General features: G+C 44.4%; 15 protein-coding genes. 10 read left to right on the top strand and 5 right to left on the bottom strand.

Translation table 11 applies throughout. From position 1 onward, the window contains the following. Positions 1-206: 206 nt before the first annotated feature. The 4 genes from NBH14_RS27745 to NBH14_RS27760 are packed head-to-tail and all read right to left on the bottom strand — an operon-like array spanning position 207 to position 3941. Entirely contained in the window at positions 207-983 is a 777-nt protein-coding gene (locus tag NBH14_RS27745; RefSeq protein ID WP_436277998.1) for a GDSL-type esterase/lipase family protein, read from the bottom strand. Then, positions 907-1869, bottom strand: a complete 963-nt coding sequence (locus tag NBH14_RS27750) for a glycine betaine ABC transporter substrate-binding protein (protein ID WP_186962008.1) — start codon at positions 1867-1869, stop codon at positions 907-909. Before NBH14_RS27750 ends, NBH14_RS27745 begins: the two co-directional genes overlap by 77 nt. Before the next feature lie 33 nt (positions 1870-1902). Next, a complete protein-coding gene (locus NBH14_RS27755; protein ID WP_128134776.1) occupies positions 1903-2718 on the bottom strand; it encodes an ABC transporter permease in 816 nt (271 codons plus the stop codon). Beyond that, positions 2715-3941 carry a quaternary amine ABC transporter ATP-binding protein gene (locus NBH14_RS27760; RefSeq protein ID WP_186962007.1) on the bottom strand — a complete coding sequence of 409 codons (1227 nt, stop codon included), beginning with the start codon at positions 3939-3941 and terminating at the stop codon, positions 2715-2717. Before NBH14_RS27760 ends, NBH14_RS27755 begins: the two co-directional genes overlap by 4 nt. Before the next feature lie 991 nt (positions 3942-4932). Between NBH14_RS27760 and NBH14_RS27765 the strand changes: the two genes are divergently transcribed. From NBH14_RS27765 to NBH14_RS27790, 6 genes are all read left to right on the top strand, one after another. Beyond that, entirely contained in the window at positions 4933-5781 is an 849-nt protein-coding gene (locus NBH14_RS27765) for a PdaC/RsiV family protein (protein ID WP_186962006.1), read from the top strand. Between the two features lie 9 nt (positions 5782-5790). Further along, entirely contained in the window at positions 5791-6411 is a 621-nt protein-coding gene (gene rsmG / locus NBH14_RS27770; protein WP_186962005.1) for a 16S rRNA (guanine(527)-N(7))-methyltransferase RsmG, read from the top strand. Beyond that, positions 6408-7046: an MBL fold metallo-hydrolase gene (locus tag NBH14_RS27775; protein ID WP_128134780.1), complete on the top strand. Its 639-nt coding sequence runs from the start codon at positions 6408-6410 to the stop codon at positions 7044-7046. Before rsmG ends, NBH14_RS27775 begins: the two co-directional genes overlap by 4 nt. A gap of 14 nt (positions 7047-7060) precedes the next feature. Next, on the top strand, positions 7061-9913 hold the full coding sequence (gene gcvP / locus NBH14_RS27780; protein WP_186962004.1) for an aminomethyl-transferring glycine dehydrogenase: 2853 nt from the start codon (positions 7061-7063) through the stop codon (positions 9911-9913). Positions 9914-9931: 18 nt separating this feature from the next. Then, a complete protein-coding gene (locus NBH14_RS27785) occupies positions 9932-11047 on the top strand; it encodes a glycoside hydrolase family protein (RefSeq protein WP_186962003.1) in 1116 nt (371 codons plus the stop codon). A gap of 114 nt (positions 11048-11161) precedes the next feature. After that, positions 11162-12550, top strand: a complete 1389-nt coding sequence (locus NBH14_RS27790; protein ID WP_186962002.1) for an MFS transporter — start codon at positions 11162-11164, stop codon at positions 12548-12550. A gap of 209 nt (positions 12551-12759) precedes the next feature. Here NBH14_RS27790 and NBH14_RS27795 read toward each other — a convergent pair whose 3' ends face one another. Then, complete coding sequence (locus NBH14_RS27795; RefSeq protein ID WP_186962001.1) at positions 12760-13002, bottom strand: DUF6722 family protein; 243 nt, start codon at positions 13000-13002, stop codon at positions 12760-12762. Between the two features lie 222 nt (positions 13003-13224). Here NBH14_RS27795 and NBH14_RS27800 point away from each other — a divergent pair, with 222 nt between their 5' ends. The 4 genes from NBH14_RS27800 (at position 13225) to NBH14_RS27815 (ending at position 17317) form a co-directional block, all read left to right on the top strand. Then, positions 13225-14133, top strand: a complete 909-nt coding sequence (locus tag NBH14_RS27800) for an electron transfer flavoprotein subunit beta/FixA family protein (protein WP_186962000.1) — start codon at positions 13225-13227, stop codon at positions 14131-14133. Positions 14134-14137: 4 nt separating this feature from the next. Next, complete coding sequence (locus NBH14_RS27805; protein ID WP_186961999.1) at positions 14138-15157, top strand: electron transfer flavoprotein subunit alpha/FixB family protein; 1020 nt, start codon at positions 14138-14140, stop codon at positions 15155-15157. 4 nt (positions 15158-15161) lie between these two features. Beyond that, positions 15162-16868, top strand: coding sequence for an acyl-CoA dehydrogenase family protein (locus NBH14_RS27810; RefSeq protein WP_186961998.1), 1707 nt, complete (start codon positions 15162-15164; stop codon positions 16866-16868). Positions 16869-16963: 95 nt separating this feature from the next. Further along, complete coding sequence (locus tag NBH14_RS27815) at positions 16964-17317, top strand: transposase (protein ID WP_250817967.1); 354 nt, start codon at positions 16964-16966, stop codon at positions 17315-17317. The last annotated feature ends 275 nt before the right edge of the window (positions 17318-17592 follow it).

Consider the following 17592-nt stretch of genomic DNA (forward strand, 5'->3'; position numbering starts at 1 on the left):
AATGTAAATATACACTCATTTCAAAAGTATACGTAATAAATATAGCTGCAAATAGCTATAGAACTATTAGTTAAGGGAAGTGTTAATGATTTTTAGTGGACACGTGTGGTTCGCGAACCGCCCGTACGGTGTCAATGTAAGCCTGTAAGGCACCGTCACTAATTGGCTCATCCTATAATTTGCAGATAGCTCAATTTTTTCTATATTTACTCTACAACCTTCATTATCGCCTTTCCCCAATATTCCCCCAATACGGCTGCCCCTTTTTCGTTCGGATGGAGATAGAACGTACCGGCATTACCTTCTTCCGGTATTAAATCCGTGAGATAATTGGTCTTGAAATAATCGAAAGCCTCCGTATCTCCCATAAACACCTGACCGGGAAAACGTTTGGCATACTCTTCGACCAACGATTGCAATACCGGATAATAACTTTGCAGGCGGTTTAAACCTTCTTTCAGATACATGGCACCGTTATATGTATTCGGACTGTACCATACCGGACGATGCAAAACGATTTTACAACTGGGATACAACGCTAGTAACTGGTTGATAATAGCTTTCATGTTTTCTTCGTATTTTTCAGGAGAGGCCGGTGCACCATTCGGACCTGTAATCGCGCTATCGTTCGTCCCCAACATGATGGAAAAGACAAGGGTCGCCCAAGTCTCGTCCGCAAACTTATCGGCAGCCTCCTTCGCCTTCGGGAAAAGTGTTTCCGTTGTCGGCAGATAATCGGTAGTCGTACAGCCGCTTACTCCCTGATTGGAATATTTGACAGAAGTGACCGACGGTTGTTTTGTCAGGTATAAAGCGGCTTTCACCGGAGGAGCGTCATGCGACGGAGTAGCGATTAACGCTCCCTGGGTAATACTGTTTCCTATAAATACGATGTTCATATTCTTTTTACTTTCCGCCTTCATAAAAGGACTGCTCATCGCCAATCCCAACAACAGGCAGGCTATTTTCGCGATCTGTTTCATATTTGTTTAGCTGAGTTAATTTATTCGTTTGCGAAGGTAAAAATAAATCAACTATTTCGGGATGTTTTTGCAGCCAAACTTTTGCTCCCTCCGATTCACGTAAAGGATACTCTTCCATTATATCCATCAGTTCGCTCAATTGTTCATTGGTAAACCTGAAGTTTTTAAAGAAAGCCGCAACGTAAGGGTGAGTTTCGGAAAAGCCTTTAGTAGCAACGGCTTCGATATGTTCTGCATTACCGAACACACCTTTACTGTCTTCCAGAAATTTCAGGTCATAACGGGAAAACATCCAGTGAGGTGTCCAGCCTGTCACGACAATCCAGTCATTATGTTCAACCGATTTTTGCAGGAACGCCGTCATGGTAGGCCCGCTGGATGGCATCAATGCCAGTTGTAATCCGTATTCATCAACAGCCTTTTCCGTCAGGTTCATCAGGCTGGCACTGATATCGATTCCGATAATTTCATTTTTGAAACGTTCTTTGTGCGCATTCAGTTCTTCTATCGTATTGATCGTTACATAAGACGGAACAGCCAGTCCTAAACGGGCATTTTCAAACGGAACACCAATCGTTTCCAGACGGTCGCCATATTTTTTCATATAGTCGACATGCGTATCCGGAAGCCACGCATCCAGAAACAGATCGACTTTACCGGCAGCGACGGAGGTAAAGATCGGAGCGATATCGGCATTCTTCAAAGTCACTTTATATCCCTGTTCCTCCAGCATTGCCTTTGCCAGATAACTCATGGCGATGCCTTCCGACCAGTTCACATAGCCGATCGAAATCTCCTTCGGGTCTTTGGCACGACTGCAACCGGCAAGGAACATGAGCACAGCCAGGAGCAGGATCAGGTTGATAAGTATAAATAATCTTCTCATACAATTTTTCTTTTTACAGTTAATCACGCAGGTTTATTTCTTACGAACAAACCCCTGAGTTATACGATCCAGTACAATGGCTAGGATCACAACGGCAATACCGCCTTCAAATCCAAGACCGATCTTCATCTGGGTAATACCTTTCAATACGATCTCCCCCAAACCTCCGGCGGAGATCATTGCGGCAATCACCACCATAGACAACGCCATCATAATCGTTTGATTCACTCCCGTCATAATCGTCGGCAACGCCAACGGCAGCTGTACTTTGAAAAGTAGCTGGCGGGAAGTTGCTCCGAATGAGCGGGTCGCCTCAACGATATCCTCCGGAACCTGCCGTATTCCTAAATCCGTCAAACGGACAACCGGCGGCATGGCAAATATCACCGTGGCAAAAGCACCCGGCACAGGTCCCAGACCGAAGAACAAGACAGCCGGGATCAGGTAAACAAAAGCCGGCATTGTCTGCATCAGGTCCATAACCGGACGAATTATTTTAGCGGCAATACGATTTTGAGCCGTCCATATCCCAAGCGGGACACCCAGAATGAGGGCAATTACGGTAGACGATAAAACCAATGCTACGGTCTGCATCGTCTGCTCCCAGAATCCCATCCCGTAGATCAGGAAAAGTCCCAGCAACGTAAGTACAGCTGTCCCTTTACCGGCTTTATACCAGGCCAGTACCGTTAAGGCCGGAATCATAATGTAAAAAGGTATCCATAACAATCCATGCTGAAAGGTCTCGATGAAACCACCGATAATATTATTGACGACATCAAAAAAATGTGCCCAGTGTTCCGTCATCCAGTTGATGACGATTTCTATATATTTTCCGATATTAATCATAAATCTATTGCGTTTTGAATTATTTCTTCTATTTCTTTCTGGTCTTTCCCGGTCATCTCAATGATGATGGCAGAAGGAGAGACAACACCCACCAACTGATTTTTTTCATTGACAACAGGTAAAGCCTGCCGTACTTTCGGAAGCAAAGGAAGCATGTCTTCCACCGTGGTATTTTCAAGGACAGAAGGCACTTCTTTCTGTACGATAGAACTGACATCCTTGCTTCCCTCTTTCCGCAATTTCAATACATCTTTATATTGTATCTCACCAATAAACTGATCGTCATTTCCGATAACAGGCAGTGCATACAATCGTTTTTCACGCATTTTACGAAAGATCGCTTCCGGACCGTCTCTTTTAATCCTTACAACGATCGGTTGTTTAAGCATTATCGATGAAGCTGTTACGATGCGTCCCCGGTCCACACTTTCTGTAAAACGTGTTACGTAAGCATTCGCCGGATCAGTCAGTATCTCTTCCGGTGTGCCGACCTGCACGACTTCGCCATCTTTCATTATGGCAATACGATCGCCCAACTTAATCGCCTCGTCCAGGTCATGCGTAATAAAAACGATTGTCCTCTTCATCTTCTCCTGCAAAAGAAGTAACTCATCCTGCATCTGTTCACGGATCAATGGGTCCAATGCAGAAAATGCCTCATCCATCAAAAGGACTTCCGGATTATTAGCCAGTGCACGGGCCAGGCCGACACGTTGCTGCATGCCACCGGACAGTTCATCGACCCGCTGGTTCTCGTAACCTTTCAGACCGACCAGTTCGATACTCTCCTGTGCTTTCTTCTCCCTTTCTTCTTTAGGAACACCTTGCAATTCCAGACCGAACGAAACATTACTTAATACCGTACGGTGAGGTAATAACCCGAAATGCTGAAAAACCATTGCCAGTTCTTTCCGGCGTATCTGTAATAATTCCTTATCAGACGAACGTGTTATGTCGATCCCGTTCACACGGATTTCTCCCATTGTCGGTTCATTCAGCCGGTTTATGCAACGCAACAAAGTAGACTTTCCACTACCGGACAATCCCATGATAACGAACATCTCCCCTTCTTCAATTTCCAGGTTTGCGTTACGGACAGCAACTGTACATCCGGTTTCTTTCAATATTTCCTGTTTACTTTTTCCTTTCAGTATCATCTTTTTCGCTCTGCTCTTCTCTGAACCGAAAAGGATAGATAAGTTTTTTATTTCTATCTTCGCCATATATCTAATTATTTTGATTTCATGTCCGGTGGTTATAGTCCGGATCTGTTTTTTCAGACAAGTACAATCTGGTATCCGGACGCACATAATGAATCCGGAATAACTTTTTTTCAATAAACTTTATATGCTAATTTTTACACCCTGGTGGTAAACGGAATCAGTACCGTTACATTACTACAACAAGTAAACCTTGATTTAGTTCATTTAAGGCAAAAAACATCTCGTACCGGACAGATGTTACCAGACAATAAACAGTCATCGCCATTTCTTAATAAAACTTCTAAAGTTCCATGAAAATCAACAAGATGAATAACATCTGAAAAATATATGATATTTTTGTAAGAAGAAACTTCCGTAAAATGCCGCTCTGCAGAATACCGGAGAAAAAGAGTTTATAAACTGTAGCCTGGAAAAATCAAAGAAGCGTGGATACTGTCAATATATAGACATTGAGGCTCTCGACAGGCCCCCCAACAATATGTATAACAGTACCACGCTCTTATCTATATACACGAACAACTTTACAATTATCTCATTGTGTATAAACAGAAAAGAACATTTGCATTTACAGTACTATTATTTGTTGGGTGAAATTGTCGAGATTTCGATGTCAAATAATATTAAAAAACGCTTATGTCTAACTTATAAAATGCTCATGAAGCAACACCTTGCATTTCATGTGCGGAACAAAGATACACAGAAGATTTAAATAATCAATTTTTCATCTAAAAATATACATGTATACAATAGAAATACATGTAACCATTGTTATTTGATCAGTAAGTATTTTGTTTTCGAGGGCCTCATAAATGTTTTTGAGGACGTCATTAATATTTATGAGGGCGTCAAAAACATTTATGAGGACGCCAAAAACAGATTACTACCGGTAAAAAGAATAGGATTACCTAAAACAACCGGTAAACTAATTCGGTAATTCGGAGAGAAACATGTACATTTGCATTTTAAAGTATAAAATTAAATCTGTATCACAATGAAGACGCAATTATGCCAAAAGCTTGTAGTTCTCTTTCTCATAAGTGTATTTGTCAGCGGTTGTAATATCGGGACAAAAAAGACGACGGATAACGATGTGACATTCGATTCGATCAGTGTGGACAAAACATATCACCTCCTGGAAAACCCGGAAAATCCGAATTGTAATCTTCAGATAAACTTCACCTATCCGGCAAAATACGACAATAAAGATATCCTGAAAAAGATACAACAGCAATTTGTGTATTCTTACTTCGGAGATGGTTACGAAAACTTATCCCCCGAAGAAGCAACTGCCAAATATACCGAAGATTACCTGAACAACTACAAAGATTTGGAAGACGAATATAAAGCAGAAGTAGCAAAAGCCGACGAAACTCCGGTCGGAGCATGGTTCTCCTATTTTGAAATGTCGTCCGATGATATAGCCTACAATAAGAATGACATCCTAAGTTACACTGTCAACTTTGAAAATTACACAGGTGGTGCTCATGGCGCCCATTCTTTTACGAATCATGTCATAGATATGAAAACAGGCAACCCGATTAAGGAAGACGACATCTTTATCGAAGGTTTTCAGGAAGACCTGGCACAAATCCTTATAGACCGAATTGCCAAACAAAATACCGTGGAAAATCCGAAAGAATTGGAAAATATAGGGTTCTTCAGTATCGACGAGATTTTCCCGAACGGAAACTTCCTGATTGACGACAATGGCATTACCTATACATTTAACGAATATGAGATAGCCGCCTATGTAGTCGGTGCAACGAATGTACATCTTCCTTACGAAGAAATACAATATCTGCTTAAAAAAGAAAGTCCGATTGCACATCTGGCATTTTAAACATAATCTATGGAACTGATAAAAACTTATTTTCCGGAGCTGAACGAAACGCAACTTGCACAATACGAAGCTCTGTACGATTTATATACTGACTGGAATTCAAAGATCAACGTGATATCACGCAAAGATATCGAGAATCTTTATCCTCATCATGTCCTTCATTCGCTGGGATTAACTAAAATGATGAAGTTTAAGGATGGTTCATCTGTTATGGATATCGGTACCGGCGGAGGATTTCCCGGTATTCCGTTGGCTATATTCTTTCCGGAAGTACAATTTCATCTGGTTGACAGTATCGGAAAAAAGATCAAGGTCGGACAAGCCGTGGCGGAAGCTATCGGTTTGAAGAACGTAACATTCCGTCACTGCCGGGCTGAAGAGGAAAAACAGCTTTTCGATTTTGTTGTCAGCCGGGCAGTCATGCCATTGGGAGACCTGGTCAAGATATCCCGCAAAAATGTAAAGAAAGAGCAACAGAACGCATTGCCCAACGGATTGATATGTCTGAAAGGCGGTGAGTTGCAACACGAAATACAGGCTTTCCTAAAACAGGCAATCGTTGTTGAACTGGGCGATCACTTCAAAGAAGAATTTTTTCAAACTAAAAAAGTAGTATACGTACCGTTATGATTACAATAAAGGCTTTTGAATTCAATTATTTCCAGGAAAATACATTTGTGTTGTATGATGACACCAAAGAAGCTGTCATCATCGACTGCGGTTGTCTTCGCCCGTCGGAAGAAAAAGAGCTGAGCGATTTCATTACAGAGAATAAACTGACAGTGAAACATCTGCTTTGTACGCATTTACACCTGGACCATATTTTCGGGAATCCGTTTATATATAAAACGTATGGTTTATCCCCGCAGGCACACCGGCTCGATGTGGAACAACTCCCTGCACCCGACAAACAGGCACAGGCATTCGGACTGCCGGGACATTTCAAAGAAATCCCGGTACAGAAACAGCTGGTCGGCAATGAAGTGGTCAAATTCGGACATTCGGAATTATTAGTCCTGACAGTTCCCGGACATTCTCCCGGCAGCGTGGCTTTCTACAATAAAAAGAACGGTTTTGCCATTGTTGGAGACGCGTTATTTGCTGGAAGTATCGGCCGTACGGACTTATGGGGTGGAAATCAAGAAGTACTGATCGCCGCCATCAACGACAAATTGTTGTCATTGCCGGATGAAACGGTCATTTACCCCGGACACGGACCGGAAACAAGAGTTATTGACGAAAAATTAAACAATCCTTATTTATAAACACATTAAATACTATGGACACAAATAAATTTGTAAACCGCCACGTCGGCATTGCAGAGGAAGATATCCCGGCCATGCTTGAAGCCATCGGTGTTAAATCGGTTGACGAACTGATTGACCAGACAATCCCGGCCAATATTCGTCTGAAAGAACCTCTGAATCTTCCGGAGCCAATGACTGAACGGGAGTTTGCAGAACATATCGCCGAACTGGCATCCAAGAACGAAGTTTTTACGTCTTACATTGGAATGGGATGGTATGATACTATCTGCCCTGCTCCTATCCAGCGTAATGTCTTCGAAAATCCGGTTTGGTACACCTCATACACACCGTACCAGGCAGAAGTATCGCAAGGACGCCTGGAAGCACTGTTGAACTTCCAGACTGTAATCAGCGAGCTGACTGCTCTACCGCTAACCAACTGTTCTTTGCTGGATGAAGCGACTGCTGCTGCCGAAGCTGCAACCATGTTCTACGGAAGCCGCAGCCGTGCACAGGCAAAAGCCGGAGCTAATACGCTATTTGTTGATGAAAATGTATTTGAATCAACTTTGGCCGTAATCAAAACACGCATGATACCACAAGGTATCAACGTGGTAATCGGAAATTATAAGACATTCACCTTTACACCGGATGTATTCGGAGCTATCGTACAATTCCCGAATGCGGATGGTTCGATTGAAGATTATAAAGAATTCATTGCAAAAGCGAACGCCAACGAAACCCGTGTAGCCGTAGCAGCCGACCTGATGAGTTTGGTCTTGCTGACTCCTCCGGGCGAATGGGGAGCAGACGTGGTATTCGGCAGCAGCCAGCGTTTTGGTGTTCCGATGTTCTACGGCGGTCCTTCTGCTGCTTTTTTTGCAACAAAAGACGAATACAAACGTGCTATTCCGGGACGTATCATCGGTATCTCGAAAGATGCTTACGGACATCCGGCTTACCGTCTGGCTTTGCAGACACGCGAACAGCATATCAAACGTGAAAAAGCAACTTCAAATATCTGTACCGCACAGGCATTACTGGCAACAATGGCCGGTTTCTATGCCGTATATCACGGAGCAGAAGGTCTGCGCAACATTGCCGGACGCATCCACGCTTCCGCCGGATTCCTGGCAGCCGAACTTAAAAAGTTAGGTTACAGACAACTGAACAAGGATTATTTCGATACGTTGAAGATCGAATTGCCGGCTCACGTTTCTGTAAATGCACTGCGTGAAATCGCTTTGGAATGCAAGGTCAATCTTCGTTATTTCGAAGCCGGACAAGTGGGCATCAGTATTGACGAAACTACACAACCGACCGATATCGGAGTGCTGCTATACATCTTCGCCGGTGCTGCCGGAAAAGACTATATGCTGGAAGAAGCCATTCCGGAAAAGACTTATTTCGATCAGAAATTCGCCCGTACTTCCGACTTCCTTCAGGAAGATGTATTCAAAAAATATCATACGGAAACCGAACTGATGCGTTATATCACCCGTCTGGGACGCAAAGACGTATCATTGGCACAGTCGATGATCTCCCTGGGATCATGTACGATGAAACTGAACGCTGCATCTGAAATGCTTCCGCTCAGCCGTGCTGAATTTATGAATATTCACCCGTACGCTCCGGAAGAACAGGTAGAAGGCTATACGGAGTTGATTGAAAACCTGTGCTGCTACCTGGCAGAGATCACCGGATTCAAAGGTGTTACATTACAACCGAACTCAGGTGCCGCCGGCGAATATACCGGACTTCGTGTCATCCGCGCTTATCTCGAAAGCATCGGACAGGGACATCGAAATATCGTATTGCTTCCGGCATCGGCCCACGGAACAAATCCGGCCAGTGCTATCCAGTGCGGTTATACGACTGTTACTGTTAAATGCGACGACAACGGTAATATCGACCTGGAAGACTTCCGCGCCAAAGCAGAAGCCAACAAAGACAACCTGGCAGCCAGCATGATCACTTATCCGTCTACCCACGGTATTTTTGAAGTAGACATCAAAGAAATGTGTGATATTGTTCATGCTTGTGGTGGACAGTTATATATGGACGGTGCCAATATGAACGCTCAGGTAGGATTGACCAATCCGGGAACTATCGGAGCTGATGTTTGTCACCTGAATCTGCATAAGACATTCGCTTCACCTCACGGTGGTGGTGGTCCGGGCGTTGGTCCGATCTGTGTTGCCGAACATCTGGTACCGTTCCTACCCTCTCATCCGGTAACCTGGGGAAGCGATCTGAATACAGTTTCTGCTGCTCCCTATGGTAGTGCAGGTATCCTTCCGATCACTTATGCTTATATCCGCATGCTTGGTTCGGAAGGACTGGAAACTGTTACTAAAACAGCTATCCTGAATGCAAATTACCTGGCTTCTAAATTTAAGGATACCTACGGAATCGTTTATACCGGTGCAACCGGCCGTGTAGGTCACGAACTGATTCTGGAATGTCGCAAGGTAAAAGAAACTTCAGGCATCGACGAAGGTGATATCGCTAAACGTCTGATGGACTTCGGGTATCATGCTCCTACGCTTTCATTCCCGGTACACGGAACCTTAATGGTTGAACCGACCGAAAGCGAAAGCAAAGCCGAACTCGACCGTTTTGCCGAAGTGATGGACTGCATCTGGAAAGAAATCAAGGAAGTGGAAGAAGGCAAAGCCTCTAAAGAAGACAATGTGCTCAAAAATGCTCCTCATCCGGAATATGAAGTAACCGCCGATGAATGGAAGCATGAATATCCTCGTAGTAAAGCAGCCTTCCCACTGGAATGGTTGCATGACAGTAAATTCTGGATCAATGTGGCCCGCGTAGATAATGCTTACGGCGACCGCAATCTGATCCCGACACTCTGTGCTTGTGAAATTTAATAACAACAAACAATCTGAATGAAAAAAGTATTTTTAGCTTTAGCAGCCGTTGCCCTTCTGGCAACGGCTTGCAACAAAGCACCGGAAGCAAAAATCAAAGTGTACGGCTGGCAAGGTGAAGGTGGCAACACGACTGAAGAGACCTTACAAGCCGATTTTAGTAAATGGAAATCGCATGGACTGGATGGTATGTGCTACAACGCCGGACATGATTTACAAAAAATCCAGCGTGCCGCTAAAGTGGCTCACGCAAACGGTATGGAATACCATGCCTGGATACCGGCCATGTTACAAGGCGGCATGGATTCAACCTTGTATGCTGTAAACCGCAAAGGCGAGCCAGCTTACGAAGTACAGGCGTACGTTCCTTATTACAAATGCCTTTGCCCAAACCATGAAGGGACAGCCGAATTCCTGACCGATCTATACGGCAAAGTAGCCGATATTCCTGAAGTAGATTACGTTCATCTGGATTATATCCGTTATGTAGACGTAATCCTCGCCAAAGGCCTTTGGGAAAAATACGGCCTGGTTATGAACGAAGAATATCCGACTGCCGATTATTGCTATTGCGACAAATGTGTAGCCGATTTCAAGGCTGCTACCGGTATAGACATTAAATCAGTAGAAGATCCTTCCAAATGCAAAGAATGGGCTCAGTTCCGTTGTGACCTGATCACTAAGCTGGTGGATCGCATTGCAGATACAGTCCACGCTAAAGGTAAAAAGGTCAGTGCAGCCGTATTCCCCGGTCCTGACTCACACGCCAAATGGATGGTTCGCCAGGAATGGAATAAATGGAATATCGACGCATTCTTCCCGATGAACTACAACGACTTCTACCTGGAAGACGCTACCTGGGTAGGCGAAGTGACGAAGGAAGAAGTAAACTCTGTGAACGGAGAAAAACCTGTTTTCAGTGGTTTATTCATCTGCCACGATTGGCAAAACAAAGCTAACATCAAAGATCCGGAAGGACATGGTCTGATCCCTTCTGAAATAGAAGAAGCGGTACGCGGATCGATGGAAAGCGGTGCGGCCGGTGTTGCCCTGTTTACTCCCGGTAACATGACCGACGAACATTGGAAAGCTTTCGACAAAGCGATTCATCAAACTTACACTGTAAAGAAATAAAAGACTTACACAAGATGTAAATAAACGCAGGTATACGCAGCTCTAATTTTCTCATCTGCATATACCTGCGTTTTTACATTTCATATTCTAATTCTAAAAACAAATAACTATCGCATGAACACAACGACAAAGAAAGAGAAAATCAAATTCAGTAAAGCGTTTTGGGTAGCCAATACCGTCGAACTATTTGAACGTGCCGCCTACTATGGCGTATTTATCGTAATAACACTCTACCTCAGCCGCATCCTCGGATTCAACGACATACAAGCGGCAACCATCGCCGGAACATTCTCCGCATTCCTCTACTTCCTCCCGACTTTTGCCGGTGCATTGGCCGATAAGATCGGATTCCGCAATTCCATGCTGTTGGCCTTCTCCTTGCTGACCATCGGTTATGCCGGATTGGGGCTTTATCCTACCTGGCTCCAGTCAGCCGGACTGGTTGAATACGGGACAACAACAACATTTACCGGATTGCTCGAAAGTAATCTCCGTTATGGAATTATCCCGATCATGATACTGATCGTTATCGGAGGTTCATTTATCAAAAGTGTAATTTCCGGAACTGTAGCCAAAGAAACAACTCCCGAAACCCGTGCCAAAGGTTTCTCTATTTTCTATGCAATGGTAAATATAGGAGCCTTCTCCGGCAAGACCATTGTAAAACCGTTGCGCGAAGCATTAGGGAACGAGGGGTTGATCACCCTCAACTATTTTTCCGCTTCAATGACATTCCTGGCTCTTATAGCGATCTGGTTTTTCTATAAAAGCAGCCAACATTCCGGTGAAGGAAAAACTTTCGGACAAATATGGACGGCACTGATCAAAGTCTGTACAAACGGTCGCCTGATCATATTGATCTTTATTATTTCTGGTTTCTGGATGGTTCAGCACCAACTGTATGCAACCATGCCTAAATACGTTTTACGCCTGGCCGGCGAAGGAGCTTCTCCTTCCTGGTATGCCAACGTGAATCCGCTGGTTGTAGTATTGACCGTAAACTTAGTTACCCAGTTAATGCGTAAGAAAACCGCACTTACCTCTATGACATTCGGTATGTTCATCATGCCGATCTCCGCTCTTTGCATGGCATCGGGAAATATGCTGGATAGCAACACAACTATCCTCGGTATGCATCCGGTAGCTTTCATGATGGTAGTCGGGATTGTCTTCCAGGGACTAGCGGAAACATTTATCTCTCCCCGTTTCCTTGAATATTTCTCATTGCAGGCACCCAAAGGCGAAGAAGGCTTATACCTCGGTTTCAGCCACCTTCACTCCTTCCTGTCATCTATACTCGGATTCGGCTTATCGGGCTTCCTGTTAAGCAAATACTGTCCGGAACCGACACTGTTCGCCACGCATGAAGAGTGGGTAGTTGCCAGTGCACATGCACATTATATATGGTATTATTTCGGGGCGATCGCGCTAGTTTCGGCCGTTGCTCTGATTATATATGGGCAGGTGGTGAAACGGTTGGATATGAAAGCCGTCAAACAATAAAAACTACTCAAATAAAATTCCCGCTTCCTCTGTCCCAGTACCGGAAACAGAAGAAGCGGGAATTTTATGTAAACAGATTAATGGATCTTTACAAATTTTTCATCCATTTCTTGCCAGACTTAGTGAATGATGTCCATAAGATCAAAGCCCCCATAACGACTGAAATCACTATAAAGACAACTGTTAATGAATTAATATATTCGCTCATATCATTTAAGTATTTTATTAGCATAAAATGCAATTAAAAACGTACTAAACAGGCCATTTCCGACCATTACCCAAACTCCGAAATCATGAGGATTTTCGTACAATTGAATGACTCCACCAATCACGACACCTGTAAAAGTTACCTTTGCCAAATCATAAACGAACTTACTGAGATTCCCTTTCCGAGTCTTGCTCAGTTCTTTCTCCTCTCTCTTTAATTCCTGTTGAAAACTCCATTTGCTCATACGCTAAGATTTTAATTGCTCCAAAGATAAAAATTTATCTTCTTAACAGCAAAGAAACAGACAGAAAAAGTATCCGTCAAGTGCTCAAAAAACCCTAAAGTGTGCAGATTTCAGGTTAAAGTTCTTTGAGATAAAGAATGTTTGACTACTTTTGCAATCGGTAATTTTTTTACTAATTACCAATTAATTTTCAGACAATAGAAATCTAATATTCCTATTAATATGAGTTTAAGAATTATTGTTTTAGCGAAACAGGTTCCGGACACACGCAACGTGGGAAAGGATGCGATGAAAGAAGACGGAACGGTAAACCGCGCCGCACTTCCTGCCATCTTTAACCCGGAAGACCTGAACGCATTGGAGCAGGCACTTCGCCTGAAAGATGCTTACCCCGGATCAACTGTGACATTACTGACTATGGGCCCGGGACGTGCCGCCGAAATTATCCGTGAAGGTTTATACCGCGGAGCAGACGGCGGCTTTTTGTTAACCGACCGTGCCTTTGCAGGAGCCGATACACTGGCTACATCATACGCCCTGGCCACGGCTATCAAAAAAATTAACGAGTACGATATTATCATCGGCGGCCGTCAGGCTATCGACGGAGATACTGCACAGGTAGGTCCCCAGGTAGCTGAAAAGCTGGGATTGACACAAATCACGTATGCTGAAGAAATCCTGAATGTGGATGAAGCAGCACGCCGTATCACCGTAAAACGTCATATCGACGGAGGCGTGGAAACCGTAGAAGGCCCGCTGCCTATCGTAATCACAGTAAACGGCTCGGCAGCTCCCTGTCGTCCGCGTAACGCCAAACTGGTACAGAAATACAAACGTGCCATGGGTGCACAGGAAAAAGCGGCTCAACCGACAGCCTGCCACCCCAATGGCCCGCAAGCTATTCAGTATCCTGAACTATACGAAAAACGCCCGTATCTGAACATCCCCGAATGGAGTGTGGCTGATGTGAACGGCGACCTGCCTCAATGCGGATTATCCGGCTCACCTACAAAGGTAAAGACTATACAGAATATCGTGTTCCAGGCTAAGGAAAGTAAAACGCTGACCGGCTCGGACAAAGATATAGAAGATATGATTGTTGAACTGTTAGCTAACCATACCATCGGATAAGATTATGAATAACGTATTTGTATATTGTGAGATTGAAGGCACAACCGTTGCCGATGTAAGTCTCGAACTTCTGACCAAAGGTCGTAAGTTAGCGAATCAGTTAGGCTGCCAGCTGGAAGCAGTTGTTGCCGGTAGCGGCCTCGAAGGTGTAGAAAGCCAGGTGTTGCCTTATGGCGTCGACAAACTGCATGTGTTCGATGCACCGGGCTTGTTCCCTTACACTTCCCTGCCCCACTCTTCCGTACTGATCAACTTGTTCAAGAAAGAAAAACCTCAGATCTGCCTGATGGGCGCTACCGTTATTGGTCGCGACCTGGGTCCTCGTGTATCATCTGCACTGACCAGCGGTCTGACTGCCGACTGTACTTCATTGGAAATCGGTCCTCACGAAGATAAAAGAGCAGGTATCACTTACGAAAATCTGCTGTACCAGATTCGTCCGGCATTTGGCGGTAACATCGTTGCTACCATCATCAACCCCGAACACCGTCCCCAGATGGCAACCGTTCGCGAAGGTGTGATGAAGAAAGAGATTCTGGACGCAAATTATAAAGGCGAAGTGATCCGGCACGACGTAGCTAAATTCGTCCCGAAAACGGATTATGTAGTAAAAGTGATCGACCGTCACGTAGAAAAGGCAAAACACAACCTGAAAGGCTCTCCGATCGTCATAGCCGGCGGTTACGGAATGGGTTCGAGGGAAGGATTCAACAAATTGTTCGAACTGGCTAAAGAACTTCACGCCGAAGTAGGTGCCAGCCGTGCAGCCGTCGATGCCGGTTTCTGCGATCACGACCGTCAGATCGGCCAGACAGGTGTAACAGTTCGTCCGAAATTATATATCGCTTGCGGTATCTCCGGACAGATACAGCACATTGCAGGTATGCAGGATGCAGGTATCATCATCTCTATCAACAACGACGAGAACGCTCCGATCAACACGATCGCCGACTATGTTATCAACGGTACAGTTGAAGAAGTGATCCCGAAGATGATTAAATATTACAAACAGAACAGCAAGTAAAGAGATGGCAAATTATTATACAGACATACCGGAACTCAAGTATCACTTGAACAATCCGATGATGGAACGTATTTGCGAACTGAAAGAGCGCAATTACAGAGATAAAGAAGAGTTCGACTATGCACCGCAGGATTATGCCGATGCAATGGATTCATTCGATAAAGTGCTTGAAATCACCGGGGAAATCACCGGAGAGATCATTGCCCCCAACGCCGAAGGTGTCGACGAAGAAGGTCCTCACTGCGCTAACGGACGTGTGGAATATGCTTCCGGAACAAAACAGAACCTGGATGCAATGGTGAAAGCCGGCCTGAACGGTATGACCATGCCGCGTCGTTTCGGTGGTTTGAACTTCCCGATCACTCCGTACACCATGTGTGCTGAAATAGTTTCTGCTGCCGATGCCGGATTCGGTAACATCTGGTCGCTTCAGGATTGTATTGAAACATTATATGAATTCGGAAACGAAGATCAGCATAACCGTTTCATCCCGCGTATCTGCGCTGGAGAAACCATGTCTATGGACCTGACCGAGCCGGATGCCGGTTCTGACTTACAATCTGTTATGCTGAAAGCGACCTTCGACGAAAAAGAAAACTGCTGGCGCCTGAACGGTGTAAAACGATTTATCACCAATGGGGATGCAGACCTGCACCTGGTACTGGCCCGTTCGGAAGAAGGAACGAAAGACGGACGTGGTTTGTCTATGTTCATCTACGACAAGAAACAGGGTGGTGTAGACGTTCGCCGCATTGAAAACAAGTTGGGTATCCACGGATCACCTACTTGCGAATTGGTTTACAAGAATGCAAAAGCTGAACTTTGCGGCGATCGCAAATTAGGCCTGATCAAATATGTAATGGCGTTGATGAACGGTGCCCGCCTGGGTATCGCTGCACAGTCTGTCGGTTTGAGCCAAGCTGCTTACAACGAAGGAATGGCTTATGCCAAAGAACGTAAACAGTTCGGCAAAGCGATCATTGACTTCCCGGCAGTTTACGATATGCTGTCTATCATGAAAGCGAAGCTGGATGCCGGTCGTGCACTGTTATATCAGACTTCACGCTATGTGGATATCTACAAAGCACTGGATGATATTTCACACGAACGCAAACTGACTCCGGAAGAACGTCAGGAACAGAAGAAATATGCTAAACTGGCCGATGCACTCACTCCGTTGGCAAAGGGTATGAACTCAGAATATGCCAACCAGAATGCGTATGACTGTATCCAGATTCACGGTGGATCAGGTTTCATGTTGGAATATGCTTGCCAGCGTATCTATCGTGATGCCCGTATCACATCCATCTATGAAGGTACGACACAGTTGCAGACAGTTGCCGCTATCCGTTATGTAACAAACGGTTCTTACCTGGCGATGATCCGCGAATTTGAAGCTATCCCCTGTTCTGCCGAAATGGAACCACTGAAAGCAAAACTGGTAGAAATGGCTAACAAGCTGGAAGCTTGCATGAATAAGGTGAAGGAAGCACAAAATCAAGAATTACTTGACTTCGTTGCCCGCCGCCTGATGGAAATGGCAGCCGACTGTATCATGGCTCACCTGTTGATCCAGGATGCAACCAAAGCACCTGAATTATTCAGCAAATCAGCCGTAGTATACTTGAACTATACAGAAGCCGAAGTAGAAAAACATCACAGCTTCATCGAGAAGTTCAACGCTGACGAATTAGTAAACTACAGACAATAATAGATATTGTCTCTTCCATAAAAAAGTCGGATATCCTTTGATTTCCGGCTTTTCTTTTATACATTTGTGCCATTACAACCAAAATAAGAATAACTATGAACAATTACAATCCACAATTACATCATCGTCGCAGCATCCGCCTGCAAGGATACGATTACTCCCAGGAAGGTTTATATTTTGTAACAATATGCGCACAAAATATGGAATGCATATTCGGCAATATCATCAACAACAAAATGATTTTAAACGACATCGGCCAAACAATCGAATCTGCATGCCAACAAATCGAACAACAATACCCCCATATCCAATTCAATATATATTGCATTATGCCTAACCATTTCCACGCCATCATCGAAATCACCTACCCCCGTACGGGCGGTTCGCGAACCGCCCTCCCCGCATCATCGGCGCATTCAAAACAATCACGACCAAAAGCATTAATTTAAGAAATAACACACCTGACAAACGATTATGGCATCGCAATTATTATGAACATATCATTCGAAATGATTATTCGTATCAGAATATATATAATTATATTTTGGAGAATCCGGAGAGATGGGGAGAGGATAAATATAAGAGATAAGGAAAGGGGAAAGGGCGGTTCGCGAACCACACGTGTCCACTAAAAAAAATTAAGATTTAACTGGGTGTCAATTTGGCACCCAGTATCTTTTGTCCCCATGAACAACTCACTAAACGGCTTTTTGTCGAGCAATCC

This window comes from Parabacteroides caecihominis, from assembly GCF_023656785.1.
Taxonomy (GTDB): domain Bacteria; phylum Bacteroidota; class Bacteroidia; order Bacteroidales; family Tannerellaceae; genus Parabacteroides; species Parabacteroides segnis.

Coding starts and splice junctions, on each gene's coding strand:
- NBH14_RS27745 (WP_436277998.1), bottom strand. CDS start 983: ATGAAACAGATCGCGAAAATAGCCTGCCTGTTGTTGGGATTGGCGATG.
- NBH14_RS27750 (WP_186962008.1), bottom strand. CDS start 1,869: ATGAGAAGATTATTTATACTTATCAACCTGATCCTGCTCCTGGCTGTG.
- NBH14_RS27755 (WP_128134776.1), bottom strand. CDS start 2,718: ATGATTAATATCGGAAAATATATAGAAATCGTCATCAACTGGATGACG.
- NBH14_RS27760 (WP_186962007.1), bottom strand. CDS start 3,941: ATGGCGAAGATAGAAATAAAAAACTTATCTATCCTTTTCGGTTCAGAG.
- NBH14_RS27765 (WP_186962006.1), top strand. CDS start 4,933: ATGAAGACGCAATTATGCCAAAAGCTTGTAGTTCTCTTTCTCATAAGT.
- rsmG (WP_186962005.1), top strand. CDS start 5,791: ATGGAACTGATAAAAACTTATTTTCCGGAGCTGAACGAAACGCAACTT.
- NBH14_RS27775 (WP_128134780.1), top strand. CDS start 6,408: ATGATTACAATAAAGGCTTTTGAATTCAATTATTTCCAGGAAAATACA.
- gcvP (WP_186962004.1), top strand. CDS start 7,061: ATGGACACAAATAAATTTGTAAACCGCCACGTCGGCATTGCAGAGGAA.
- NBH14_RS27785 (WP_186962003.1), top strand. CDS start 9,932: ATGAAAAAAGTATTTTTAGCTTTAGCAGCCGTTGCCCTTCTGGCAACG.
- NBH14_RS27790 (WP_186962002.1), top strand. CDS start 11,162: ATGAACACAACGACAAAGAAAGAGAAAATCAAATTCAGTAAAGCGTTT.
- NBH14_RS27795 (WP_186962001.1), bottom strand. CDS start 13,002: ATGAGCAAATGGAGTTTTCAACAGGAATTAAAGAGAGAGGAGAAAGAA.
- NBH14_RS27800 (WP_186962000.1), top strand. CDS start 13,225: ATGAGTTTAAGAATTATTGTTTTAGCGAAACAGGTTCCGGACACACGC.
- NBH14_RS27805 (WP_186961999.1), top strand. CDS start 14,138: ATGAATAACGTATTTGTATATTGTGAGATTGAAGGCACAACCGTTGCC.
- NBH14_RS27810 (WP_186961998.1), top strand. CDS start 15,162: ATGGCAAATTATTATACAGACATACCGGAACTCAAGTATCACTTGAAC.
- NBH14_RS27815 (WP_250817967.1), top strand. CDS start 16,964: ATGAACAATTACAATCCACAATTACATCATCGTCGCAGCATCCGCCTG.